The organism is Aquimarina sp. AU119 (assembly GCF_900312735.1).
Lineage (GTDB): Bacteria > Bacteroidota > Bacteroidia > Flavobacteriales > Flavobacteriaceae > Aquimarina > Aquimarina algiphila.
Genome location: NZ_OMPF01000022.1, coordinates 122592 through 147282, shown reverse-complemented (window position 1 = coordinate 147282; position 24691 = coordinate 122592). Strand labels below are relative to the sequence as shown.

Annotated in this window: 21 protein-coding genes; 13 read left to right on the top strand and 8 right to left on the bottom strand. The window is 30.0% G+C overall.

The genetic code is table 11. The features are described 5' to 3' along the window. Positions 1-13: 13 nt before the first annotated feature. The 3 genes from DK442_RS18475 to DK442_RS18465 form a co-directional block, all read right to left on the bottom strand. Positions 14-718 (bottom strand): hypothetical protein, encoded by a 705-nt coding sequence (locus DK442_RS18475; protein WP_109437377.1) that lies wholly within the window; start codon positions 716-718, stop codon positions 14-16. 24 nt (positions 719-742) lie between these two features. Then, positions 743-1435 carry a hypothetical protein gene (locus DK442_RS18470; RefSeq protein ID WP_109437376.1) on the bottom strand — a complete coding sequence of 231 codons (693 nt, stop codon included), beginning with the start codon at positions 1433-1435 and terminating at the stop codon, positions 743-745. Between the two features lie 290 nt (positions 1436-1725). Beyond that, positions 1726-2832: a LytTR family DNA-binding domain-containing protein gene (locus tag DK442_RS18465; RefSeq protein WP_109437375.1), complete on the bottom strand. Its 1107-nt coding sequence runs from the start codon at positions 2830-2832 to the stop codon at positions 1726-1728. Positions 2833-3271: 439 nt separating this feature from the next. On the opposite strand from DK442_RS18465, the gene DK442_RS18460 reads away from it, so the two are divergent. From DK442_RS18460 to DK442_RS18450, 3 genes are read left to right on the top strand one after another with little or no spacing between them, the layout of a single operon-like run. Continuing rightward, complete coding sequence (locus DK442_RS18460; protein WP_109437374.1) at positions 3272-3709, top strand: hypothetical protein; 438 nt, start codon at positions 3272-3274, stop codon at positions 3707-3709. Beyond that, a complete protein-coding gene (locus DK442_RS18455; RefSeq protein WP_109437373.1) occupies positions 3702-4250 on the top strand; it encodes a YceI family protein in 549 nt (182 codons plus the stop codon). The genes DK442_RS18460 and DK442_RS18455 overlap by 8 nt, the downstream gene beginning before the upstream one ends. Further along, positions 4240-5154, top strand: a complete 915-nt coding sequence (locus DK442_RS18450; protein ID WP_109437372.1) for a DUF5777 family beta-barrel protein — start codon at positions 4240-4242, stop codon at positions 5152-5154. The genes DK442_RS18455 and DK442_RS18450 overlap by 11 nt, the downstream gene beginning before the upstream one ends. 45 nt (positions 5155-5199) lie before the next feature. Here DK442_RS18450 and DK442_RS18445 read toward each other — a convergent pair whose 3' ends face one another. Together DK442_RS18445 and DK442_RS28655 are read right to left on the bottom strand one after the other, a co-directional pair. Continuing rightward, on the bottom strand, positions 5200-5904 hold the full coding sequence (locus DK442_RS18445) for a LytTR family DNA-binding domain-containing protein (RefSeq protein ID WP_109437371.1): 705 nt from the start codon (positions 5902-5904) through the stop codon (positions 5200-5202). Continuing rightward, on the bottom strand, positions 5897-7084 hold the full coding sequence (locus tag DK442_RS28655; protein WP_235010989.1) for a sensor histidine kinase: 1188 nt from the start codon (positions 7082-7084) through the stop codon (positions 5897-5899). The genes DK442_RS18445 and DK442_RS28655 overlap by 8 nt, the downstream gene beginning before the upstream one ends. 200 nt (positions 7085-7284) lie before the next feature. Here DK442_RS28655 and DK442_RS18435 point away from each other — a divergent pair, with 200 nt between their 5' ends. From DK442_RS18435 to DK442_RS18425, 3 genes are all read left to right on the top strand, one after another. Beyond that, positions 7285-8154, top strand: a complete 870-nt coding sequence (locus DK442_RS18435; RefSeq protein ID WP_109437370.1) for an ABC transporter ATP-binding protein — start codon at positions 7285-7287, stop codon at positions 8152-8154. A gap of 70 nt (positions 8155-8224) precedes the next feature. After that, entirely contained in the window at positions 8225-11845 is a 3621-nt protein-coding gene (locus DK442_RS18430) for a M1 family aminopeptidase (protein ID WP_109437369.1), read from the top strand. Positions 11846-11927: 82 nt separating this feature from the next. Beyond that, positions 11928-12152 carry a hypothetical protein gene (locus DK442_RS18425; protein ID WP_109437368.1) on the top strand — a complete coding sequence of 75 codons (225 nt, stop codon included), beginning with the start codon at positions 11928-11930 and terminating at the stop codon, positions 12150-12152. 114 nt (positions 12153-12266) lie between these two features. On the opposite strand, the gene DK442_RS18420 is transcribed toward DK442_RS18425, so the two are convergent. Together DK442_RS18420 and DK442_RS18415 are read right to left on the bottom strand one after the other, a co-directional pair. After that, on the bottom strand, positions 12267-12992 hold the full coding sequence (locus DK442_RS18420; RefSeq protein ID WP_109437367.1) for a LytTR family DNA-binding domain-containing protein: 726 nt from the start codon (positions 12990-12992) through the stop codon (positions 12267-12269). Then, complete coding sequence (locus DK442_RS18415) at positions 12989-14005, bottom strand: sensor histidine kinase (protein WP_109437366.1); 1017 nt, start codon at positions 14003-14005, stop codon at positions 12989-12991. The genes DK442_RS18420 and DK442_RS18415 overlap by 4 nt, the downstream gene beginning before the upstream one ends. Positions 14006-14215: 210 nt before the next feature. Here DK442_RS18415 and DK442_RS18410 point away from each other — a divergent pair, with 210 nt between their 5' ends. The 7 genes from DK442_RS18410 to DK442_RS18380 all read left to right on the top strand — a co-directional run bounded on the left by DK442_RS18410 (position 14216) and on the right by DK442_RS18380 (position 23642). Further along, positions 14216-15085, top strand: a complete 870-nt coding sequence (locus DK442_RS18410; RefSeq protein WP_109437365.1) for an ABC transporter ATP-binding protein — start codon at positions 14216-14218, stop codon at positions 15083-15085. A gap of 33 nt (positions 15086-15118) precedes the next feature. Further along, on the top strand, positions 15119-18754 hold the full coding sequence (locus tag DK442_RS18405; protein ID WP_235010988.1) for a M1 family aminopeptidase: 3636 nt from the start codon (positions 15119-15121) through the stop codon (positions 18752-18754). 78 nt (positions 18755-18832) lie between these two features. Further along, positions 18833-21010 carry a S9 family peptidase gene (locus DK442_RS18400; RefSeq protein ID WP_109437364.1) on the top strand — a complete coding sequence of 726 codons (2178 nt, stop codon included), beginning with the start codon at positions 18833-18835 and terminating at the stop codon, positions 21008-21010. Between the two features lie 190 nt (positions 21011-21200). Beyond that, the gene (locus tag DK442_RS18395) at positions 21201-22067 is read left to right on the top strand and encodes an AraC family transcriptional regulator (RefSeq protein WP_109437363.1); all 867 of its coding nucleotides are present in this window, start codon (positions 21201-21203) and stop codon (positions 22065-22067) included. A gap of 92 nt (positions 22068-22159) precedes the next feature. Next, positions 22160-22828 carry a peroxiredoxin-like family protein gene (locus tag DK442_RS18390; RefSeq protein ID WP_109437362.1) on the top strand — a complete coding sequence of 223 codons (669 nt, stop codon included), beginning with the start codon at positions 22160-22162 and terminating at the stop codon, positions 22826-22828. Then, positions 22800-23243, top strand: coding sequence for a nuclear transport factor 2 family protein (locus DK442_RS18385; RefSeq protein ID WP_109437361.1), 444 nt, complete (start codon positions 22800-22802; stop codon positions 23241-23243). The genes DK442_RS18390 and DK442_RS18385 overlap by 29 nt, the downstream gene beginning before the upstream one ends. A 27-nt stretch (positions 23244-23270) precedes the next feature. Further along, complete coding sequence (locus DK442_RS18380; RefSeq protein ID WP_109437360.1) at positions 23271-23642, top strand: DoxX family protein; 372 nt, start codon at positions 23271-23273, stop codon at positions 23640-23642. 114 nt (positions 23643-23756) lie between these two features. On the opposite strand, the gene DK442_RS18375 is transcribed toward DK442_RS18380, so the two are convergent. Continuing rightward, the gene (locus DK442_RS18375; protein ID WP_109437359.1) at positions 23757-24647 is read right to left on the bottom strand and encodes a LysR family transcriptional regulator; all 891 of its coding nucleotides are present in this window, start codon (positions 24645-24647) and stop codon (positions 23757-23759) included. Between the last annotated feature and the right edge of the window lie 44 nt (positions 24648-24691).

The window sequence follows — 24691 nt, the reverse complement described above, 5'->3', positions numbered from 1 at the left end:
ATTACTATGCTTATTATGTTCTTTGCAGCTCTCTTAATACAATCACATCTACTTCTCCTGATACCGATAACTCATTACCAGTAGTATTTCTATTTGCAGGTACATCTAACGTAAAAGAAAATGTAAGTACATTCGTTTCGTTATTAAAATTGAAATTGGTGATACTAAAATTCTCTATATCGTTATCGCTGCCAACAAATGTTGTAATATCCAATATGGTAAGATCGTCTGAAATTACGGGATATTGAAATATAGTAAAACGAGATTCGGTAAACTCTGGATTATCTGATTCGGGATTGGTAACTTGTAAACTAAATGTTGTGCCAACGCTTTGAAATTCTTCGCCACCGGGAGCACTTAGAAATCTTCCAAAATCGAACTGTAAAAAAGACTCTTCAAGAATGACAGAATTTGATTGTGGTAAAATTTCTGGAGACAATGGAGTAAATCGAAATACATTACTATCAGTAAAAGCTACATCATCTGGTCTTGTCCCTTTTAAGGTAAGCGTTATACTTCCAAATTGTGTAAGTTCATCAAAACCTAATCCATCAGTTCCATCTGTTCCGTTAATTCCATCGGCACCATCAATCCCGTTAATTGCATCTTGTCCTGCAGGTCCTATTTCACCATCTTCTCCTTCACAATTGGCAAATAATACCCCAAAGCAGCAAATAAAAATTGCTTTATATATATTTATATGATTAAATCGTTTCATTTATTTTTGTTTTTTTGTTATTATTTAAAGTTCTATGTCATCTATATCTTCTACGACTATGACATTTACTTCTCCAGAAATGGCTAAATCATTACCTGTATCATTATTTGCAGCATCAACATCAAAAGAAAATGAAAATGTAACCGTATTGGTTTCATTAATAAAATTGAAGTTGGTTACACTAAAGTTTGTAATCTCTGTTCGATTGTTATTAAAATCGCCATTAAACCCAAAGTAGGTGAGATCATCAAAAATCATCGTATAATCATCTACGCTTAGTTCGAATTCAATAATTTCATCAACTTCTCCCGGGTCAGTAAATTCGAGAAAAATTTTAATTCGTGAGCCTACAAAATCGCTATCCGGCACACTTAGATTTCGTTCTATCTTAAAGTCTAAAGTGTTTTCTCCTATTTCTACATTGTTGTCACGGTCGATATCTTCTACACTGGTAAATTTAAATTCATCGGTCTTGGTAAAAGGAATATTATCTGGTCGTGTTCCTTCTAGCGTAAGTGTGATACTTCCAAATTTGGTTAGTTCATCAAAACCAACACCGTTTTGACCATTTGTTCCATTGATACCGTCTGTTCCATCAACGCCATCAATCCCAACAATGCCATCTTGTCCTGCTGGACCGATATCACCGTCCTCGCAATTGGCGGATAAAAGCCCCAATGCACAAATTACAATTGTTCGCAAAAAAAAGTTTTTCATGGTTTTCTTTTTAAAAATTATTTACTATTTGAGTGAAAACGCAAATAACCATATCTATAGGCTTTCCAATGAAATTAAAATTTATGAAACGGAAAAAAAGAGGTTAAAAAGGAAAAAATAGACTTGAACAAAAACCCATTTTTTTGTTTTATGGATAAAATATTAGATGTCAATACCAGCACGGATAATTGAGAGGTAAGAAAAGAGAGAGTTAACTATAAGAATGAATTATATGTCTTGAATATAGCGCGTGAAGTTATTAAATATGATAAAAAAAGTTAATAGATAAGCTAAGTGTTTAACCATTGTCTAAATTCTGCAGCTTTATTTTTACTGATAATAATTTCTACATCAGCATTACGAACCAAAATTTTAAGCTGACTATTACCATATTTGATTATTTTTTCTATCGAAGTAATACTAATAATAAATTGTCTATTCGCTCTAAAAAATAGGGAAGAATCTAAGCTTATATACATATCATCTAAACTTATATTACTAGTGGATTTTTTTCCATTAAAACAATTCACATAGGTAATCGTATTTTCGGTATAGATATAAGAAATTTCATCAATAGAAATTGGAATAAGCTCATTTCTTATATACGTAAGAATTCGTTTTTTACCATGATCTGATGTTGATTCTGATTGTTCTTCATTTGTATTTTCTACGACAACCTTTTGTTGATAAGCTACAAGATCAGTGTTTAGCTTAGAGAGACTTATCAGTTCACTTTCTAGGTTTGTGTTTTTAAGCTCTAATTGTTTCTCATAATAACTACCTATAATACGAACAGCAAAAAAAGAAGATAAAATGATTAATCCTCCCATTAATATAAATATGGTATAAAAACTTGTTTTTAATTTTCTTATTTGTGTAGCTACTTTATCCAGATTGACATTTGCAGCTACGATTAAATCAGAATCTTTAACCGGTGATATATACACAATTTCTGATGCTATAGTAATGCTATCTTTTTCTTTTTGTCGCTTTTGGTTCATTAATAAGTCATATAGCTTATCAGCACTATTTTCTTTGCTTAACGATTCTAATAAAGATTGATTAGAGTTTACTTTTTGTCCAACTTTTGTAATATCAGGATTACAAACTTCTTTTCCAGACCAATCAAACACACAAATAAATGAAGCATCTGTATTTGTGTTTTCAATCGTATTTTGAATATTTTGTATTGTAGTCTTTTTATCAATGTTAGCAGTAAGTTGATAATTGATGAGTTTTGCTATTTCATTTGCTTCTCTTTTACTCGATTCTAACTGTATTTCGATAAGTTGATTAGCACTAACCTTAATAAAGTATTTCACCCCAAAAGAAGCGATGATTAAAAAAATAACTGATATAGAAATAAAGGTTAAAAAATATAATTTATCTTTTCTCATTATACTATTGATACAATATCATTACTCATTTTAAACAATCAAGTATACTATAATTATGATTATGAAGACGAAAATAATATATTTTTATAGCTATTTTTTTTAATTCAAGAAATAATTACCAATCACTTTAATGGTTTTTTTTCCTTTTTAAGGTTATTTTTTCTTCTTGAGAGAGGTTTTGTATTATAAAATACATCAATCATTGTTTATTTGTTGAACACTAACATATAAAATAATCATAGGATGAAAACAATTCAAATCTATTTACGTAAATACTTTTTTTTAAAACCATATATCTCTATTATTTCATATTTTAAATAAAGTATAGAAAAAACACAATGTTTTATAAGCGATGTATTATCTATATATTGTAAAAAATATAATTTATAAAATCAAAGCTTTACTATACCAATCTAATTATGTTGTTTAAGAACTATAAATGAATAACAGAAATAAAATAATATTCCTTTTTTTTTCCGCTCTACTGATTATAGGGGGGTATGCATATTTTGAATTTCACAAAAGTTCTTATAAGAATATAGATGCAATGTCTACAGATACTTCTGTTAATTCTTCAGAGTTAATATCATTATTTATGTTGAACGAAAATTCAGCAAATTCTGTATATAGAAATAAAGTTATAGAAGTAGAAGGTATTGTAAAAGAGGTTACTTTTTTAAATAATCGAAATACTGTATTATTGCATGGCAATAATAAATATTCTAGTGTATTGTGTGATATGAAAGATGATCAAGTTGAAGAAATAAAAAAACTCAAGAAGGGTCAAAAAGTAAGGATTAAAGGAGTTTGTAAAGGGTTTCTAAAAGATGCTATTATATTACATTGTATACTGATTAATACACCAATCAATGAATAAAGTTATTATTCTGATATTTCTTTTGATAAATTTTGCTGATTTTGAAACAAAACCAGATCAATTTATAGCACGACAGGGACAGATTTCTTTCTTTTCTTATACTTCTGTCGAAAATATAGAAGCAAAAAATAATCAGGTTTTAAGTATCATAGATTTATCAAAAAATGAAATTGCGATAAGTATGCTCATGAACGCTTTTATATTTAAAAAGTCGTTGATGCATGAGCACTTTAATGAGAGTTATATAGAGTCTGATCTACATCCTAAGGCTACTTTTGAAGGTAAAATTAAAGATTTTGATCCACTTATGGATGGAGTACAAACTCGAATGATTGCCGGAGAGCTTACCATTCATGGTATTACCAAAGAAGTAGAAATAAAAGCGACAATAGAAAACACAGAGGGGAAATATTTATTTACCGGCGATTTTGAAGTTGCTGTTAAAGATTTTGACATCAAAATTCCACCTATTTTGGCTCCTAATATAGCCAAGAATATATCGATAACATTTAGATTTGAATACCAGCCTTATGAAAAATAATGTACATTTTATTATATACTTTTTTATATTGATGGGATTTAGTAATTCTGTTAAAAGCCAGGGTTTACTCGACACATTAGAAAAGGAATACCCGGATACCCCACAATATGAAATTGCTACTTTTAAAGCTACACGTATTTCTATTGGTCATTCGATAGAAAATCGTAAAAAAGGAGTGTTAGAAATAAAAGCAATGAATCGATTTTGGAATATACCCAATTTTGAAGGTCAACGGTTTGTAGCGGATAAGATAAATGCAAGATTGGCTTTAGAGTATGGTATTAGTGATCGATTAACATTTGGGTCAGGAGTAAGCACATTGGATGGTATTTTTGATGGATTTTTAAAATATAAGTTACTTAGACAACGAAGTGATAAAAAAGGATCGCCTATAAGCATGACTTTATTTCAAAATGGTTCATATCGAAGTAGACGTAATAGACCTTTTACTGATATTAATAGATTTGAGGATTTTACAGATCAGTTAGCATTTACCAGTCAGGTATTAATTGCTCGCAAGTTCACGCCTCAATTTTCTATGCAACTTTCTCCAACATATATACATAGGAGTTCGTCTGCATTTGATGAAGATCCAAATAATCATTTTGCAATTGGGATTGGTGGTCGATATAAATTGGGAGGCCATGTATCTATAGTCTCAGAATACTATTACGTTCTCAATCCTCTAAAGTCTATAGATACCTATGATGCATTTGCATTAGGTGTAAACTGGGAGCTAAGTGATGTAATGTTACAATTTCAGCTGACCAATACAAGAGGTATGGTAGAGGATAATTTTATTACACAAACCCCAAATAATTTTAATTTTAAAGATGGAAATTTTGTTTTTGGATTTAATGCAACTTTCGTATTACACTTAAATCAAAAACGGAGGCAGAAATAGAATTCCAAGTTGAATATTCTAATATTTTAACAACAAGAAAGGCAATTATTTAAGTAATTCATTGATTTTTATTTTATACATCTTCCCAATAGGAATAATATAATCTCTTATGTGTATTTTATTACCTTCTATGTTCTTTATATGACTTTTAGCAACGGCAAAGGATTTATGAACTTGTAAAAACTCTTCTTTAGGTAATAATTCTAACATTTCAGAGATTTTTTCACGAATAGTAATGGTTTCATGTATAGTAATAACCTTGGTATAATTACCGGCGGCTTCAATATAAAGAATCGTATCAATACCTACTTGTGTGTATTTTTTATTAGAGCGCAGAAAAATAGTTTTTGCAACAGGACTTTCGACGTTCGCTATTGACATTGATTGTTGTGCTTTATTGGTTGAACTTACTGCTTTATTTATTGCTTTTAGAAAACGTTCAAAACCAAAGGGTTTTAACAGATAATCCGCAATATTAAGTTCGTACCCTTCTAGAGCAAATTCGCTATACGCAGTAGTAACAATAACTTTTGGTGGAGATGGTAGTGTTCTTAGAAAATCAAAACCTTTTAATTTGGGCATATTTAAATCTAAAAAAATCAAATCTACTTCATTCTTATTTAAATATTCAAAAGCTTCTAGTGCATCATAACAATTCTTCATCAAGCTCATATTGGGCAATAAGTCACAATATCCTTTAATTATATCATGAGCTACAAATTCATCATCAATAATTATATATCTAATCATATTTCTTTAATGTTAATTCTGCCTTATATACATCTTCTTTTATAATAAAAGATAAGGAGTGCTGTTCTGGATACATTAATTCAAGCCTACGCTTCAGGTTTTTAAGACCGATCCCCGGTTGGTTATTAAGTTCTGTATTATCAAAGTTATTTTCTACTATAAAATGGATTTCATTTTTTTTAGCAATCATATTGATATGTACATATGCGTTTTCTCTTAAATTTTCTACACCATGTTTAAAAGCATTCTCAAGAAGTATGATAAACAATAGTGGCATCACCTTATATTCTTCTTCAATATCAAGATCAAATTGTATTTCTATCTTTTTATGATAGCGCATTTTATGTAATTCGATATAATTTTTTAAATATGATATTTCTTTGTCCAGAGGCACCAAATTTTTCTCTCCTTCATATATACTATATCGCATCATGTCAGAAAGCTTAAGAATTAATTCTTGAGCTTTCTTTGAGTCTTTTTCTACCCAACCATACAAATTGTTAAGCATATTAAAGAAAAAATGAGGATTAACCTGGCTTTTTAAATGTAATAATTCTGTTTGAGCCTTTTCATTTTTAAGCCTAATGACTGATTTTATCTGTCTAATTATCCAATTTGCCAGAAAAACAAAAAGGGAGAGAAAGAAAACAGGTGTGAGTAATTCAAAAAACTCTTCGCTCCCAGAGGGTATCACATCTTTTTGATTCGTGTCTACTTCTACCGTATACATAAATAACACAATGAGTGTCATCATCATGATCATTGATAACACTACAAAACCAAGTTTGGAGATACTCCAGATACCGATTGCTCGGATTTTTTTTTTGGCCATATAGTATTGTATAAAGATAAGTAGGAGGATGACTAAAAATAGTAAGCTAAAAAAGAAAGAAAGAGCATTATGATCAGATTCAGTTTCGATTGCTCCTATTAAATATAAAAAGGCAATCAATATTGCCATTACCCTAAATTCCTTACGTTTCCAGGATTGAATATCAATTTTGTTTTTAAGGAACTCAAAAAAAGTGGAGTATCCCATAATACAAATCACAGCAAAAAGACATAGAGAGCTGGTAAACCATATATCTAGAACACCTAAAAAAGCTATATTCATTAGGAAAAATAAAGAAAACCCTAATGCTATTATACTACGTTTATATCTTCTAATAATTGAAATCATAGATCAATATTAATTGAATAAAATGGTTCAGCCAAAGAAGTTGATAAACAAACGCTATACGGTGTTAAAATCTTCTAAAAGTGTGATAAAAACTCTTTAAATACACTTTTGGTTTTTGTATCCCTTATACAACTAAGTTCATCACAATTGTTTGAAAGGCATCCTACATACTTGATAAGTTTGTTTAAAAATCAATCAATATGAACAGTCTAAACATAACAAATCTTTCGAAAACCTATTCTAATGGGGTTAAAGCACTAAATAATGTTTCACTAGAGATTCCTACCGGAATGTTTGGTCTACTTGGTCCTAATGGAGCGGGTAAATCTACCTTAATGAGAACTATTGCTACTTTACAAGAAGCCGATGAAGGAACAATAACTCTGGGTGACCTGGATGTTCTTACACAAAAAAATGAAGTTCGAAAAGTTCTTGGGTATCTACCTCAAGAATTTGGGTTATATCCAAAAGTTTCTCCAGAATTATTACTTAATCACCTTGCAGTTCTCAAAGGAATCACAAACAAAAAGGAAAGGAGAGAAATCGTTAAAGCACTTTTGCATAAAACCAATTTATATGATCATAGAAAGAAAAATCTTGGAGGTTTTTCTGGAGGAATGAAACAACGTTTTGGTATTGCACAGGCCTTACTTTCTAACCCCAAATTGGTTATTGTAGATGAACCCACTGCCGGACTTGATCCAGCTGAAAGAAACAGATTCTATAATGTATTAAGTGAGCTTGGCGAGAATACTATTGTGATACTTTCTACTCATATTGTAGACGATGTAAAAGAATTATGTCCCAATATGGCCATTATAAATCAAGGAGAAGTATTGCTTAAAGGTAACCCCACAAAAACTATTGAAAAGATAGAAGGGAAGGTATATCAAAAAACCATTAAAAAGAATGAATTGGGGATGTATAAGCAAGAATATAAGGTCATCGCTGAAAAATTACTACAAGGTAAGCCAATCATTCATGTTCTGAGTGATCATAATCCCGGTAATGACTTTATTCCTATAGAAGCAGATCTTAACGATGTGTACTTTTCACAGATTTTTGGTTAATCTCAAAGACTAAATCCATAAAACTAGCATACTTCAACCCTAATTTTTTTAATGTAATAAAAAATCAATCATGATGTGGTACGAAATATTCAAATTTGAAATTAAATATAGAGCAAAACGCCCTGATACTTATATCTATTTTACAATCGTCTTTTTATTTTCTTTAATAGCTGTTAACTTCATATTTGAGAAAGGTCTAAACCCTGTAAAAGAAAATGCTCCTTATGTTATCGCTTTTACTATGGCAGTTGTTACTGCCATTTTCACAATGATAACGTCCATGATTATGGGAGTTGCAGCATTGAGGGATTTTGATCATAATATGGAATCACTAATGTTTATTAATCCGATTAAGAAAAAGGATTATTTGCTAGGCCGATTTCTGGGTTCTTTTGTAGTCCTACTATTTATTTATAGTGGATTGCTTTTGGGTATTATGTTAGGAGAGTTTATGCCATGGCGAGATACAGATAATATGCTAACCTTCAATTTGTGGCATTATCTTCAACCATTTCTTTATTTAGTCATACCAAATTTATTCTGTGGAGGAGTTATTTTTTTTATTAGTGGCGCACTAAGTCGTAAACTCATTGTAGTATACACACAAGGAATCATATTTTTTGTTTTATATCAGATTACAGCTATGCTAACCAAAGGGAGGATTGATGATCCATTTTTTGTGACAGCTTTAGATCCATTTTCTTTTCAAACCATTAATACAATTGTAAGGTTTTGGACAACTACAGAGCGTAATTTGACTATGGTACCTATGGATGGATTGTTATTATACAATCGATTAATTTGGCTCATTATAGGAATTGTTGTCTTTATTGTTGGTGCTTACAAATTTAGCTTTAATGTAGTTCGGGATAAAGGATCAAAAAAGAAGTCTAAAGCTTTTCAGAATAAAGAAAAAAAATCATTACAAGAGGATATAGAAATTCCTAAGGTGAATATACGTCATGATATTAAAGCAAATTTTATTCAGCTTAAACATCATACATTCTTCTATTTAAGGTCTATACTAAAGGAAGGTTCCTTTTTGGCTATACTACTTTGTGGAATAGGTATCATATTTATCAATTCTATTGATTTGGGAAATATATTTGGTGTAAATAGTTATCCAAGTACATATCTGGTAATCGAAGAACTTCAGGAAATGTCGATGTTTTTCTTTTTGATACTTCTCGTATTTTATTCTGGGGAACTGATCTGGAAGGAGAGGGATGTCAAACTCAATTTAATACATGATTCTTTACCAATATCTGACTTTATCAATTTAACAGGAAAGTTTCTGGGGTTGTTACTTATGTACTTAATATTGATAGTAGTTTTAATCGTATCAGGAATAGTTTTTCAGATTTCAAAAGGATATTACCAGGTTGATCTTGTAAATTATACCGTTGGTTTCTTTGGAGAGATTTTTCCTTTTCTTATGCTCTTTAGTTTTATCTCTTTTTTCTTTCAAACCATTTGTAACCATAAGTATATAGGACATTTGATGGTTTTAATTTTCTTTATTGTAACCTTGGCTTTGCTAATACTAGGTTTTAATCACGGACTTTATAGTTTTGGAGGTGGTGATCTGGGAACATATTCTGATATGAATGGATATGGTCACTTTCCATTATCATATAGTCTCTTTAAAGTTTATTGGATTGCAATATGTATGCTTATATTCATTATAACGGTAGTTTTTTCTGTAAGAGGTACAGAAACACAATTAAAAAAGCGTTTAAAATTAGGTCAATTACGATTAAATAGTTCCCTGATAAAATTAGGAACAGTGGCAATGTTTATTTTTATAACTACAGGATGTTATATCTTTTATAATACGAATATTCTTAATACACACTTTTCTACATCAACAAAAGAAACATATAAAGCAAATTATGAGAAAACACTTAAAAGGTATGAATACCTCCCACAACCCAAAATAGTAGATGTAAATTTAAAAGTAGAATTATATCCAAAAGAGAGAAATTATACTGCTGAAGGGTATTTTATACTTAAAAACAAGCACAATACAAATATTAAAGAAATTCATATTCAAAAGTTAGCTAATGATGATGTAGTTTTAGAGGATGTATACTTTAACAGAGGAGTCAGTATTAGTAACGAATTCGAAGAATTCAGTTATTATGTTTATACATTAGATCAGCCTTTAGTTCCCGGAGATTCTTTAAAAATGGAATTTAAACAAACCTATACTACAAAAGGGTTTGAAGGCGATAATCAATCAAATACTCAAATAGTTTATAATGGTACATTCTTTAATAACGATCATTTTCCAACATTAGGATATAATAAAAGCTATGAACTAAAGGATAATAATACTCGTAGGGATTATGGATTATCTCCTAGAATGACAAAGGCCAAAATAGATGACCCCAAAGAGTTAATGAATGGAAGGTCTGGGGGAGACGGATATAAAATCAACTTTGAGATGGTTATTGGTACAGAAGCTGATCAAACCGCAATTACATCAGGTACATTAAAAAAAGAATGGATAGAAGGAGACCGTAAATATTTTCATTACAAAATGGATACTCCAATGATAAATTTTTATGCTGTTGTTTCTGCTCGTTATGAAGTAAAGAAAGATCAATGGATTCCAAAAAATGATAGTTTAGGAGATCCAGTAGATCTGGAAATCTATTATCATAAAGGGCATGAATACAATCTGGATAGAATGATGAAATCTATGAAAGCATCTTTTGATTATTTTAGTACAAACTTTAGCCCATATCAGGATCATCAGATGAGAATTATGGAGTTCCCCAGATACGAAACCTTTGCTCAGTCTTTTCCAAGTACGGTACCTTTTTCTGAAGCCATAGGATTTATGATGGATATTGATGATGAAAAGGACGTAGATATGACTTTTTATATAACAGCACATGAGCTGGCACATCAATGGTGGGGGTTGCAATTAGTGGCAGCCAATGTAGAGGGTAGGCATATGATATTAGAATCATTAGCACAATACTCTGCATTAATGGTTATGAAACAAGTGTATTCTGAAGAAAAAATTCAACAATTCTTAAAAGGAGAATTAGAACGATATCTAAGTGGCAGAACTTCAGAAAGAAAAAAAGAATTACCATTAGCATTGGTAGAAGGACAACAGTACATTCATTATGGAAAAGGAGCTTTAAACCTATATGCTTTTCAAGATTATATATCTGAAGAAAAAGTGAATCTTGCCTTAAGAAGATTTATTAGAGATTGGAATGGTTTTAATGGGCAATTGCAAACCGATAGATACGCTACTACTTCAGATTTATTAGGATATTTTAGAGAGGTTACTCCAGACCATTTGCAATATATTATTATGGATTTATTTGAGACCATAACTTTATATGAAAACAAAACTACCGAAGCTCGTTATACTACTATATCAAAAGATCAGTATCGGGTAAATTTAACTTTAGATGCTGTGAAATATAGGATAGATAGTTTGGGCGTCGAAAAATCAATTGGTATTAATGATTGGGTTGATATTGGTATCTATGCTGATGGAAAGAATGGAAAAGATAAATTGATTTATCTAAAAAAGCACAAAATTACAAATCAGATTACTCAATTAGAGCTTACAGTAAATCAAAAACCAACTAAAGCTGGAATAGATCCAAAATATAAACTCATCGATAGAAAAACAAAAAATAATGTGTTATCCTTTTCAGAGTAAACAACAACGAGTAGTAGTGTAGAAGTCCTTCATATAAAGGCGCCTACTGATGTTATAAAAAAATGAAAATCAATTTTCTGTAATGCGATCAATTCATGAAGATTATGGAAATACAAAATCCAAATTAGTTGAAATTATAAGAACAATTGAAAAACAAAATAATATTTCGATAAAGTATAAGTTTTCCTACGGAAATATTAAAAACTGTATCAAAGAATATATAGATAAGGTAAAACCAGAAACTGTATTATTAGGAAAAAGAATGAGATATTACAGCAAAAAAGGTTTGAAATCATCAATGATTTAAAACAACAAAACTTGAAATAAGCTAAAAGGGAAGGATTGATGCTATTTTAAAACAAGTATCACAAAAAATAGATATTCCTGTATTGATTTTATGGTAGTAATATAAAAATTAAAATTATCGTATCGCTTCTATTAAGTTATGCTTATAAACACTACCAATAGGAATATGAACACCTTCTATTTTAATTCGGTTACCCTCTATTGTTTGAATTTTTTTTAAGGCTACGATATATGATCTGTGTATTCTCAAAAATTGTTTTTTAGGTAACATATTTTCAAAATTTGTTAACCTATCCAAGGATGTGATCGTTTCATGACCAAGATGTATTTTGACATAACTACCTAAACTTTCTAAATATAAAATTGAATTTAGAGATATTTGATGAATTTTTTTATCCCCTTTTATGAATATACTTTCATCTGTATTGATAACTGAGTTGGTGACTGATGTTAATTGATTAGAGTTTCCTTTTTGTGCTCCTTCCATTAATTTTTTTTGATCTCGTGCTTTGCCAATAGCTTTTAGAAAACGTTCAAAACTAAATGGCTTAAGTAGATAATCTATAATATTAAGCTCATAACCTTCAATAGCATACTCCTGATATGCTGTAGTAACTATAATTAGTGGAGGATTACTTAGCGTACGTAAAAAATCTAGTCCTTTAAGTTTTGGCATATTAATATCCAGGAAAATCAAATCAACCTGATTTTCATTTAAATAACTCATAGCTTCAAATGCAGAATAGCATTCTTTTTCGATAGTTAAAAAAGAAAGATCTTCACAATAATTTTTGATTACTTTGTGAGCTAATGGCTCATCATCTATCGTTATGCAATTCATTCTAAATTTAATTTTAGCTCTACTATAAATTCATTGTCTTTTTTGATAATACCCAGAGAATGAGCATTTGGATAAATTAAAGATAGCCTTCTCTTTACATTTTCAAGTCCTATTCCAGATTGATTTTGGGATATTGTATCATTAAAATTATTTTCAATATAGAGATATAGCTCTTTTTCTGTTGTTTTTAATTCAAAATTTAGGAATGCATTTTTTTCGATAAGATCAAAACCATGTTTAAATGCATTTTCTAAAAATACAATTAGAATCATTGGAGCAATTTGTATAGATTCATTTTCAATTTCTTTTTTAAATGTAATTATTCCACGCTTGTGATGCCTCATCTTTTGTAAAGCAATGAAATTATCTAAATATGTTACTTCGCCAGCAATTGAAACTTTGGAAGCTTTACAATCATAAATTGTATATCGCATCATTTCAGAAAGTTTTAAAATAACAGAAGGGGTTTCATCAGACTTTTCGAGAGAAAGAGCATATAGATTATTTAGCGTATTAAAAAAGAAATGTGGATTGATTTGATTTTTTAATAAAGATAATTCAAGATGAAGACGATCATTTTCGATTTTGTTAATTTTAGAAAGTTGAAAGAACCATTTATAAGAGAGGTTTAATAGTGTAGTGATTAGCATTATAAAAACCATAATCAAGATTCCACTTTCTATGTTTTTTTCTTCCTTTGGTTGATTAAACCAATAATGATCCATCCAAGGCTCTATATAAGCTATAACAGATCCCCAACCAATAATCACAACAGACATTATTAAACCAAACCTAATGTATTGTTTTCTAACAAGGTATTTTGGGATGAGCCAGTATATATTGAAATAAATAGGTGGAACAAGTATTAAGAAAATACCCGAAGCAACTTGCAAAAAGTAAATGGCTAATGAACCAAAAGTAAGTGTATCCCAATTTGCAACAGCAAACATTAATCCGATTACAAATGATATGCTAATAAGAATGAGGATATGAATAAGTATTCTTTTTTTCATAGAAAACTAATGTACTAAAACTATCGAAGTAGGACTATTCTATTTAACGAATATCATTATATCATCAATGAATTGATTCTTTTTATTAATGAATTTATTTCATTGTTTAACTATACTTATATGCAACAGGTATAGCGTTGTTCGTTAAAAAGAATTGATTCCCCAAACGCATTCTATTTTTTTTGTTCCAGATTCTAAAACTACGAACTTATGAAATTAGTTATACAAGATTTATGTAAAACATATGCAAACGGGGTAAAAGCACTGGATCATCTTTCTTTAGAAGTTTCTAACGGAATGTTTGGTTTATTGGGCGCAAATGGAGCTGGTAAATCTTCTTTAATGAGAACATTAGCAACACTACAAGAAGCAGATAGTGGTTCTGTTTTTTTAGGAGAAATAGATATTCTTAAATATCCAACCGAATTACGAAAAGTATTGGGATACCTTCCTCAGGAATTTGGTGTATACCCAAAAATAACCGCAAAACAATTACTAGATCACCTAGCCATTTTAAAAGGTATAAGTCATAAGAAAGAAAGGGCCGAATTAGTTCGTTATTTACTCCATAAAGTAAACCTTTATGATAAACGAAATAAAGCTGTTAAAGGATTCTCAGGAGGAATGAAACAAAGAATTGGCATTGCTCAAGCCCTTATTGGTAATCCAAAATTAATAATTGTAGATGAACCCACTGCAGGGCTGGATCCTGGAGAAAGAAATAGATTTCATAATCTCCTGGCAGATGCAGCAGAAGATGTAATCATTATTTTATCTACGCATATTGTCGAAGATGTGAGAGAATTATGTCAACACATGGCCATTATGAATAAAGGAAAATTAATATGCCAGGGCAAACCTCAATCAGTAATTGATGAATTAGAAGATAAAGTCTGGCAAAAATTAATAGAACGAAATGAGTTAGAAGCTTATACAAATATGTATAAGGTGATTTCAAATAAAATGGTAGGAGGTAAGCCACTAATTCATGTGTTAAGTGATCAGATACCCGGAGAAGGATTTCTTCAAGTTTCACCAACATTAGAAGATGTTTTTTTTGCAAAAACAAATATTATTTAAGCCTCTTGATTAGGTATAATCTTAAAACAAAACATGATGTTTAAAACATTCTTTTTAAAAGAGATCACAAGAGGGTTAAAACAACCCATGATCTATATATTTTTTTTCATATTTACAATCATTGCTGTCATTGGAGTTCTGAACGATGATATAACATTTGGAGGCTCAGTAGGAACTACATTAAGAAATGCTCCCTATGTAATGACAATATATGTGGCAAATATGTCAATTTTTGGATTGCTAATTGCTACGACCTATTTTAATAATGCCGCATTAAGGGATTATCAGTATAATTTTGATGAAATTCTTTTTAGTACATCTATCCATAAAGCTGGTTATTTTTTTGGTCGATTTTTTGGTGCTCTTTTTTTATCTACAATTCCATTATTGGGTGTACTTCTTGGTTTCTTAATTGGTACTAATATGGGGTTTGAAACTGGAATAATAGGCGAAAACAGATTAGGAGAGCTTCATTTCGGTGCTTTTATAAATAACTATTTACTATTTATTTTGCCTAATATGTTTATTTCTGGTGCGATTATTTTTGCTATTGCGAATACATGGAAAAGCACAATTATTTCATTTATAGCTACTACTATTATTATAATTGGATATTTATTATCAGGAACATTTTTAAATGATATCAGTACAGAAAATTTGGCAGCACTTATTGATATTTTAGGGATAAGAGCTTATACTATAGATACCAAATACTTAACTGGTATTCAAAAAAATATAGAAATCGTGTCCTTTACAGGGTGGTTACTTGTCAATAGAATCCTTTGGTTTTCTATTGGACTAATTATCATTTTTGGCTCTTATATATCCTTTTCTTTTATGCGAAAAAATAAGAAAACAACTATTACTAAGAAAAGAAAGCATAAAACATCAGAAACAAAAAGCTTTAATTTCCCTCAAATAAAAAGTAACTTCAATAATACAACATCAGCAATACAGTTTATTAGTTTCTTTAAAATCAATTTTTATACTCTTTTAAAAAGTAATACTTTTAAAATAATGCTCATTTTTGGGGCTCTTACTTTAATTAATAAGCTTATCAATGGTTTTGAGTACTATGGTCTTCAATCCTATCCTGTAACCTATAAAATCCTTGATTTTAATCGTCCCATTAGTATGATTCTAGGTATGATCATGTTAGTGTTTTTTAGTGGGGAGTTAGTATGGAGAGAGCGAACAAATACCATTAATGGAGTAGTTGATAGTACCTATCATCATTCTTTTGTTTTAATCATTTCTAAAATAATATCGCTAATTGTTATAAATATCATCTTTGACCTATTTCTAATTTTTATATCTATTGGATATCAATTGTTAAACGGGTACACAAATCCGGAAATCGGAGTATATCTCTTAGATTTTCTCTATTCGGGTTTACCAACATATGCGATTTGGTCCTGTATTTTGATATCGATACAAATTCTTATAAACCATAAATATATTGCATACTTTGTGTCAATCTTACTTATTTTCTTAATAGAATTTTTGGTAGTAGATACATTAGGGATTTCATCCTATATGGTTAACCTTGGATTTACACCAAGTTATTTGTATTCTGATATAAATGCGTTTGGGGCAGTGTTAACCGCAAAAAACTGGTTTAACTTATATTGGATATTATTTGGTGTTTTACTTACCATAATAACAAGTGTGTTTTGGGTAAGAGGAACCATTAGCGGATTCAAAAACAGATTAAAAACTGCACAAAAATATTTCACGAAGAGATATATTTTGAGTCTAATTGTTATTTCTGTTTTGTTTATCTTAACCTCTAGCTTTGTTTACTATAATACTCAAGTATTAAATCCTTATACATCTGCTGATGATATTGAAAATATGCAAGAGTCTTATGAGAAAAAATACAAACAATTTGAACACATTATACAGCCCAAAATAACTTCGATACAATATGAAGTTGATATTTACCCAAATGAGCGGAATGTAAAATCTAAATCCTACATTACTTTAGTAAACAAAAGCAAAAAAGCAATTGATTCTCTACATTATACAACTACATATTTTGTTGGAGAAAGCAATACAAGGCTAGAATTAAGAGTTTCAAACTGGAAAAAAACAATAGCTATTCCAAATTCAAAATTGGTGTATAATGATACTAGACTTGGTTATCAGATTTTTAAATTAAATACTTCATTATTGCCAAATGATACGATACACATTGTTGCCGAAACAAAGTATGTCAGTAAAGGTTTTGAAAATTCTGTATCAAATATTCGCGTCGCTAAAAACGGAACATTTCTCGATACATCTCATATTTTGCCTTCTTTTGGATATGAAGTTAATAATGAGATAACAGGTGCTAATAATCGAATAGATAGGGGTTTACCTGTGAGAGCTGTAATGAATTCTTTGAAGGCTAAAAAAGATGTAACTACAGGAAATTATATAACTAAAAATCTATCAGATTGGGTGCAAATAGAAACTACTATTTCTACGGCGAATGATCAAATAGCAGTTGCACCTGGCTCACTCATAAAACAATGGTCTACAAAAGAAAGATCTTTTTTTAAATATAAAAGTGATCACGTATCATTAAACTTTACCAATTTTATGTCAGCCAAATATGAAGTTGCCAGCAAAAAATGGAACGGAATTGATATCGAGGTTTATCATCATAAAACGCATCATTATAATATCGATATGATGCTTAATGCAGTTGAAAAATCACTAACGTACTTTACTGAAAACTTTGGTCCTTATTTTCATCATCAAGCAAGAATTGTTGAAATTCCGAGATATTATAATTTTGCTCAAGCATTTCCTGGAACAATGCCTTATACAGAAGGAGGAGGGTTTATCACTAATCTTTCAAATAAAAATTATAATAATATCATCTATTCTATAGTAGCTCATGAGATGGCTCATCAATATTGGGCACATCAGGTAGTGGGTGCCAATGTAGAGGGGGCTACAATGCTATCAGAAAGTTTTGCTGAGTATTCTGCATTAATGGTCATGAAAAAAGAGCTTAATGATGATATAAAAATGAAGCAATACCTGGCTTATGATTTTGAAAAATATTTAAAAGGAAGAAGCCGTGAAACAGAAAAAGAAAATCCTTTATATAAAGTAAAGGATCAAGGATATATTCATTACGGAAAAGGGAGTTTAGTGTTATATGCTTTACAGGATTATCTTGGAGAGGAAGTAATTAATGAGTCCTTAAGAGAATTTTTAAACGATTATAAATATAAAACCGCTCCCTATCCAACAACCTTAGATTTTATATCATATTTAGAATCTCGAATACCAGATGCAATGCAGTATCTTGTAAAAGATTGGTTAAAAGAGATTACACTGTATGATTATCGCTTGAAAACAGCAACTTATACTGCTAAAAATAATGGGAAGTATGATGTTTCAATGTCTATTGAAGCTTATAAAATAAAAGTAGATAGTTTAGGTAATGAGCATAATGTACAACAACATGACTGGGTTGATATTGGAGTATATGCCGATGCAGACGAAAAAAAACTGATACATGTAAAAAGAGTGTTGTTTACTGATCAAAATATGAGCTTTACATTTGAAGTTGATCATATTCCGATAAAAGCGGCTATTGATCCAAAACGACTACTGATAGAACGTGTAATTGACGATAATGTAAGAGAGGTAATAGAACTGATGAATTAATTTTTAAGTAGAATACTAGAATATTTTCAACTATTTTTACAATTACAAATTTGTCAATCAATTAATTCTTACACTATCATGAAAACAAAACTCGTTTATTTTTTTATCATTTTCACTATATTCTTTGTTGCTTGTAAAACAGATACAGAGAAAACAAAATCAATAGAACATTCATCAATTAAACCACCTATTGCTAAAAAAATTCCTGAGAAGTTAGAAGCGCATGATGATATCCGAATTGATAATTATTTTTGGATGCGTTTAAGTGATAAACAGAAAAATGCTGAAATACCTGATGCACAAACTCAGGATGTATTAGATTATCTAAATGCAGAAAATGAATATAAGAATATAGCAATGAAGCACACTGATAGTCTTCAAAAGAAGTTATTTGATGAAATGGTTAGTCGTGTTAAAAAAGATGATGCTTCCGTTCCTTATAATGATAATGGTTACTCTTACTATACACGTTATGAAGAAGGTTTGGATTATGCCTTGTATTGCCGTAAAAAATTAGATGACACTAATAAGGAAGAGATTATACTCAACGGGCCCGAAATGGCAAAAAATCATTCTTATTTTGCTATTGGAGGCAGGTCGATCAGTATTAATAATAAGCTTTTAGCATTTGGTGTAGATACCGTTTCCAGACGTCGTTATGTAATTCAATTTAAAAATTTAGAATCTGGTGAACTATTATCAGATAAACTTGAAAACACAAGTGGTAGAGCAGTATGGGCAAATGATAACAAAACTCTTTTTTATGCTACAAAAGATTCTATAACGTTAAGACAAGATAAAATTTATAAACATGTTTTAGGGACTGATCAATCTCAAGATGAATTAGTTTTTGAGGAGAAAGATGAAACTTTTCTTTGTTTCGTATATAAATCAAAATCTCGAAAATATATTATGATTGGTAGTGATCAAACCTTATCTACAGAATATAGATATATAAATGCTGATACTCCAAATGGCGAATGGAAACTTATCCAAGCTAGAGAAAAAGATTTAGAATATAGTGTTGATCATTATGATGACCATTTTTACATTAGAACAAATCTTAATGCTAAAAATTTTCGTTTAGTAAAAACACCTATTTCCTCTACAACAAAGGAAAACTGGATAGATGTAATTCCTCATCGTGAAAATGTTTTGCTTCAAAATTTTGAAATTTTCAAAGAGCATTTAGTGATACAAGAACGAGTAGATGGATTACGTACAATTCGAGTGATGAAATGGAATGGTGATAATGATCATTATATCAAATTTAAGGATCCTGCTTATGTTGCATATCCAACAACAAATCTTGATTTTGATACTAATATTCTTCGTTACCAATATTCTTCTTTAACTACTCCTACAAGTACTATAGAGTATAATATGGAAACGAAGAAAGAAACTATTTTAAAAGAACAAGAAGTATTAGATGCTAACTTCTCAAAAGATAATTATACATCTGAACGTTTATACGCAACGGTAAGAGATGGGGTTAAAGTACCTATATCAATTGTATACAAAAAAGGTATAGAAATAAGTAGTAAAACTCCATTATTACTATATTCTTATGGTTCTTATGGTAGTAGCACAGAACCTTTTTTTAGCTCCAATAGACTTAGCCTACTAGATCGCGGATTTGTATATGCCATGGCTCATATTAGAGGAGGACAAGAAATGGGAAGGCATTGGTATGAAGATGGTAAGCTACTTAAGAAAAAGAATACATTTACTGATTTTATTGATTGTGGCGATTTTTTGGTTAATGAAGGTTATACAAGTCCAGACCATATGTATGCTATGGGAGGTAGTGCAGGGGGGTTATTAATGGGAGCCATTATGAATATGAAACCAGAATTATGGAATGGAGTAGTGGCTGCTGTACCATTTGTAGACGTAATATCTACTATGATGGATGAAACTATACCTTTAACAACATTTGAATTTGACGAATGGGGTAACCCAAAAAACAAAGAATATTATGAATATATGAAATCGTATTCACCATATGATAATGTTGAAGCAAAAGCTTATCCAAATACATTAATTACAACAGGCTATTGGGATAGTCAGGTACAATATTGGGAACCCGCTAAGTGGATAGCCAAACTTAGAGAATTAAAAACTGATGATAATCTTTTAATCATGGATTGCGATATGAAAACAGGTCATGGTGGTGCGTCAGGTAGGTTTGAGCGTTATAAACGTACTGCCTTGAGTTATGCATTCATGATGGATCTGGAAGGAATGAAAAAATAGAAATATATAAGTATTAATAAGTATACAGAGATCGATATGAACATTAGTTCATATCGATCTCTGTATTTTGTGATAGTATTAAATAGCTTATTTTTCTTTCCAGGATTTCTTTGTAAATGAACAGTTATAAAGGAGTGAATGATTATCAATTTTCATTAGTATCTTTATTGACTTAATAATCAATAATTAATTGTCCAAAAATATAGAAGACATAATATACTCTGAGGTTGCAAAACAACCTATTCCTTTTGAAATAATTTCAATGGAAAATCTCTATAAGCGCTTTGAAAACCATTCTGTAGATTTATTTTCATCTCATAGAATTCAGTTTAATGCACTTATCATCATCACAGAGGGTAATAGTACTCATAATGTTGATTTTAAGGAGTATATATTGTCTCCAGGAGTCTTAATTCCTTTGGTAAAAGGCCAAGTACATTTTTTCAAAAAAGAATTATTAGTAAAAGGATATATTATTTCATTTAATGAACCTTTTATTACGGAACATATTAGTGAAAAGAATCTATTTCACTTTCTTCATTTATATCATACTTCTAATCTACTGATAGGTGAGGAGAACATTGCTCTTCTTTTCCCTTTTATAGCTCTTTTAGAGCAAGTACAAAGCAGTACGAATAATAATTTAAAGTCAGACTTTGTTAAAACCATATTTTTATCTTTACTTATTCAAATTAAGCGACTTACTATATATCAACATGAAATTTTTGAAAGCCGAAGATTTAAAGATTTTATTCACTTTAAATTATTAGTTAGTCAGTATTATCAGGAAAGTCATAATGCAAAAGATTATGCGAACCGATTAGCTATTTCATATAAATACCTTAATGATATCTGTAAAGAAGTAACCAATAAAACTGCCAAAGCTTTTATTGATAGTTGGCTTCTTCTTGAAATTAAACGGAATATTTCTGAAAAAAAATATACTACACAAGAAATTGGTTTTAAGATGGGTTTTCCCGAACCTTCAAATTTTATTCGATTTTTTAAAAAACATACCGGCACAACTCCTAACAAATTCATCAAACGATACAACTAATCAACTTCGGTTATAGATTGACTATTTATAATAATTGATTGATTATTCTTAAGCCTTATTGCTTCAGTAATTTTGTGTTATCAAAATAAACAATGATGACACTAAAGCAACAATTGATACAAATAAGCGATGCTGGATTCTCAAGGATACCTAAGGCAATTGCCCAAGTTTTATTAGATGGCATAAAAGAAGTTAGATTAAGTAATTTAAAGAAAAATGCTCTTAAAAAAGGGGATTATGTTCCAGATTTAGAAGTGTTAAATTCTTTTGGTATATCTACATCGATACAAGAATTAGTTACTCATAAATTATTGATCATTAATTTTTACAGAGGTGGTTGGTGCCCCTATTGTAATACAGAATTAAGAGCTTATGAGAAATTAAAAGAAGACTTTGCCGAATTAGGGGCAGGTATCGTAGCAATTAGTGCAGAAACTCCAGAAATAACGATACAAACCTCAAATAAGAATCATCTTTCATTTCCCGTATTAAGTGATCAAAATGCCAAACTGATGAAAGCCTTTGGGATTGTTTTTCAGTTAAATAAAAAATTAAGAGAAGAATATACCAATTTCGGAATCAACCTTAGCGAGATCCATGATAATTCTAATTATGAACTTCCGGTTCCGGCCATATATGTCATCAATAAAGATCTGGAAATCGTTTACGATTATTTTGAAGAGAATCATATGCTAAGGTTAGAGCCTAAGGATTTATTAAATGTTTTAAAAGATGAGATCTCAACCCTTTACATTAAATAGTAATATAAATATTAGTAAAATGAATACAGAAAATCAGCCTTTAATAGAGGTTAAGAAAACTATTGAAAGATTAATTGAAGCAGGAACAAGTTTTGATGTAGAAGAATTAGAATCAATTTATCATGATAATCTCCAAGTTATTATGATAGATGATAAAGGTCAGTTAATGAATGCCGACAAAGCAACCTTTAAAAATTTATTTCAAATGAAACGGGATAATGGGGAAGCTCCATTGAATACCTGGGCTGAATTCAATCATATTGAAGCAGATGAACAAACAGCTCATGTTTTAATAACTCGAAAAGTAAAATTAACAGAAGAAGAAAGAAAATTGGTGCTAAGCATTGATTTGGTTAGAGAAGATAATCGTTGGCAAGTAACACGTGAGGTTATTTTTTCTCAACCTATTAATTAAACTAATAAACAATTAAAGACTATTATCATGAAAACAAATAAAATTATATATTGGATAGCTACAGGGATTATGACTCTGGTATTCACATTTTCTGCAGGAATGTATATATTTAATTATGAAAGAGCATCTGGTTTTTTTGAAAATCTTGGATTTCCGACTTGGATAATATATCCATTAGCCATAGCTAAGATATTAGGATTGTTAGCAGTTTTAAACAGAAAAAATACATTTTTAAAAGAGTGGGCATACGCTGGTTTCTTTTTTGATGCAGTACTTGCGTTTTTTGCCCACTATATGGTTGGAGATGGAGAATGGATGCCTTCTATTGTAGCCATTATTGCGATTCTTGTATCAAGAATTTATGAGTTTAAAGCTTTTTTACCACAAACAAATGAATAGCGAGATGTATAATTTTGTAACTAAGACTTTAAATATTAAGCGATTCTAAGAAAAAGCAAAATTATTTGCAACAGGTAATTCAGTATACTAATGTGTATGCTGAATTACTTTTATTTATAATTCCATAAAATTTTCTTCAAAATTAGAGATGAAATCATGAATATATTTCTTATTTCTGTTTTCTTTCTTTAATACCAGATAATGTTTTCTTTTTACCCCATGTTTACTTATGCGCTTAAAAACAATATCTTCTGATAGAGTAAAAGGTTTTAGTTGCCATTTTGGAGCACACATAATTCCCATATTAGCCCTAATCATCGAGATTGTAATTTCGGTAAACGGAATTGCAGAGATTTTAATTGGATTTATTTTATGAGGCCTTAAAAAATGATCATAAACAGATACTCCTTCTAATGGAAACGAATTAATCAACAAATGTATATTGGCAAAATGACTAGCTTCAAGATATTCATGTTCATTTAATTTACTTTCTTTGTGCATAATAGCAAATATTTCATCCTCAAATACCTCTATACTAGTAAGTTCTTCTTCTTCAGGTTTGTTTGTTACAATAGCAATATCAATTTCATTAGATAATACTTGTGAGATGGTTTGGTAGGTAGCACCAAGACTCAATTCAATATCAATTTCTGGATAAAGTATACCCATTTTTTGAATAAATCCAGGGATAGTATGAAAAAAGGATTGACATTCTGCACTTAACTTAATAGCCCCTTTAGAACCTTCTTTGATGTGTTTAATAGTATTAAAACCTTCATCTATAGTATTAAATAGTTTATTGGCTAATCGATACAATTCTTTTCCTTCTTGGGTTAATTCCCATTTATTTCTGGTTCTATGAAATACTTTAAAGCCTAAACGTTCTTCGAGCTCTCGCAATTGATGACTTAAAGCAGATTGCGTTAAAAATAAACGTTCTGAAGAATTAGCAATACTACCTTCTTCTGCAATAGTTTTTATTAATCTGAAATACTTAAGTTCCATACTCAACAAAGATACAATACAATACTACGAGTTGTAGTTGAAAA

What these genes read in the sequence shown, in the direction of transcription:
- DK442_RS18475 (WP_109437377.1), bottom strand. Translation starts at nt 718, where the DNA reads ATGAAACGATTTAATCATATAAATATATATAAAGCAATTTTTATTTGC.
- DK442_RS18470 (WP_109437376.1), bottom strand. Translation starts at nt 1,435, where the DNA reads ATGAAAAACTTTTTTTTGCGAACAATTGTAATTTGTGCATTGGGGCTT.
- DK442_RS18465 (WP_109437375.1), bottom strand. Translation starts at nt 2,832, where the DNA reads ATGAGAAAAGATAAATTATATTTTTTAACCTTTATTTCTATATCAGTT.
- DK442_RS18460 (WP_109437374.1), top strand. Translation starts at nt 3,272, where the DNA reads ATGAATAACAGAAATAAAATAATATTCCTTTTTTTTTCCGCTCTACTG.
- DK442_RS18455 (WP_109437373.1), top strand. Translation starts at nt 3,702, where the DNA reads ATGAATAAAGTTATTATTCTGATATTTCTTTTGATAAATTTTGCTGAT.
- DK442_RS18450 (WP_109437372.1), top strand. Translation starts at nt 4,240, where the DNA reads ATGAAAAATAATGTACATTTTATTATATACTTTTTTATATTGATGGGA.
- DK442_RS18445 (WP_109437371.1), bottom strand. Translation starts at nt 5,904, where the DNA reads ATGATTAGATATATAATTATTGATGATGAATTTGTAGCTCATGATATA.
- DK442_RS28655 (WP_235010989.1), bottom strand. Translation starts at nt 7,084, where the DNA reads ATGATTTCAATTATTAGAAGATATAAACGTAGTATAATAGCATTAGGG.
- DK442_RS18435 (WP_109437370.1), top strand. Translation starts at nt 7,285, where the DNA reads ATGAACAGTCTAAACATAACAAATCTTTCGAAAACCTATTCTAATGGG.
- DK442_RS18430 (WP_109437369.1), top strand. Translation starts at nt 8,225, where the DNA reads ATGATGTGGTACGAAATATTCAAATTTGAAATTAAATATAGAGCAAAA.
- DK442_RS18425 (WP_109437368.1), top strand. Translation starts at nt 11,928, where the DNA reads ATGCGATCAATTCATGAAGATTATGGAAATACAAAATCCAAATTAGTT.
- DK442_RS18420 (WP_109437367.1), bottom strand. Translation starts at nt 12,992, where the DNA reads ATGAATTGCATAACGATAGATGATGAGCCATTAGCTCACAAAGTAATC.
- DK442_RS18415 (WP_109437366.1), bottom strand. Translation starts at nt 14,005, where the DNA reads ATGAAAAAAAGAATACTTATTCATATCCTCATTCTTATTAGCATATCA.
- DK442_RS18410 (WP_109437365.1), top strand. Translation starts at nt 14,216, where the DNA reads ATGAAATTAGTTATACAAGATTTATGTAAAACATATGCAAACGGGGTA.
- DK442_RS18405 (WP_235010988.1), top strand. Translation starts at nt 15,119, where the DNA reads ATGATGTTTAAAACATTCTTTTTAAAAGAGATCACAAGAGGGTTAAAA.
- DK442_RS18400 (WP_109437364.1), top strand. Translation starts at nt 18,833, where the DNA reads ATGAAAACAAAACTCGTTTATTTTTTTATCATTTTCACTATATTCTTT.
- DK442_RS18390 (WP_109437362.1), top strand. Translation starts at nt 22,160, where the DNA reads ATGATGACACTAAAGCAACAATTGATACAAATAAGCGATGCTGGATTC.
- DK442_RS18385 (WP_109437361.1), top strand. Translation starts at nt 22,800, where the DNA reads ATGAGATCTCAACCCTTTACATTAAATAGTAATATAAATATTAGTAAA.
- DK442_RS18380 (WP_109437360.1), top strand. Translation starts at nt 23,271, where the DNA reads ATGAAAACAAATAAAATTATATATTGGATAGCTACAGGGATTATGACT.
- DK442_RS18375 (WP_109437359.1), bottom strand. Translation starts at nt 24,647, where the DNA reads ATGGAACTTAAGTATTTCAGATTAATAAAAACTATTGCAGAAGAAGGT.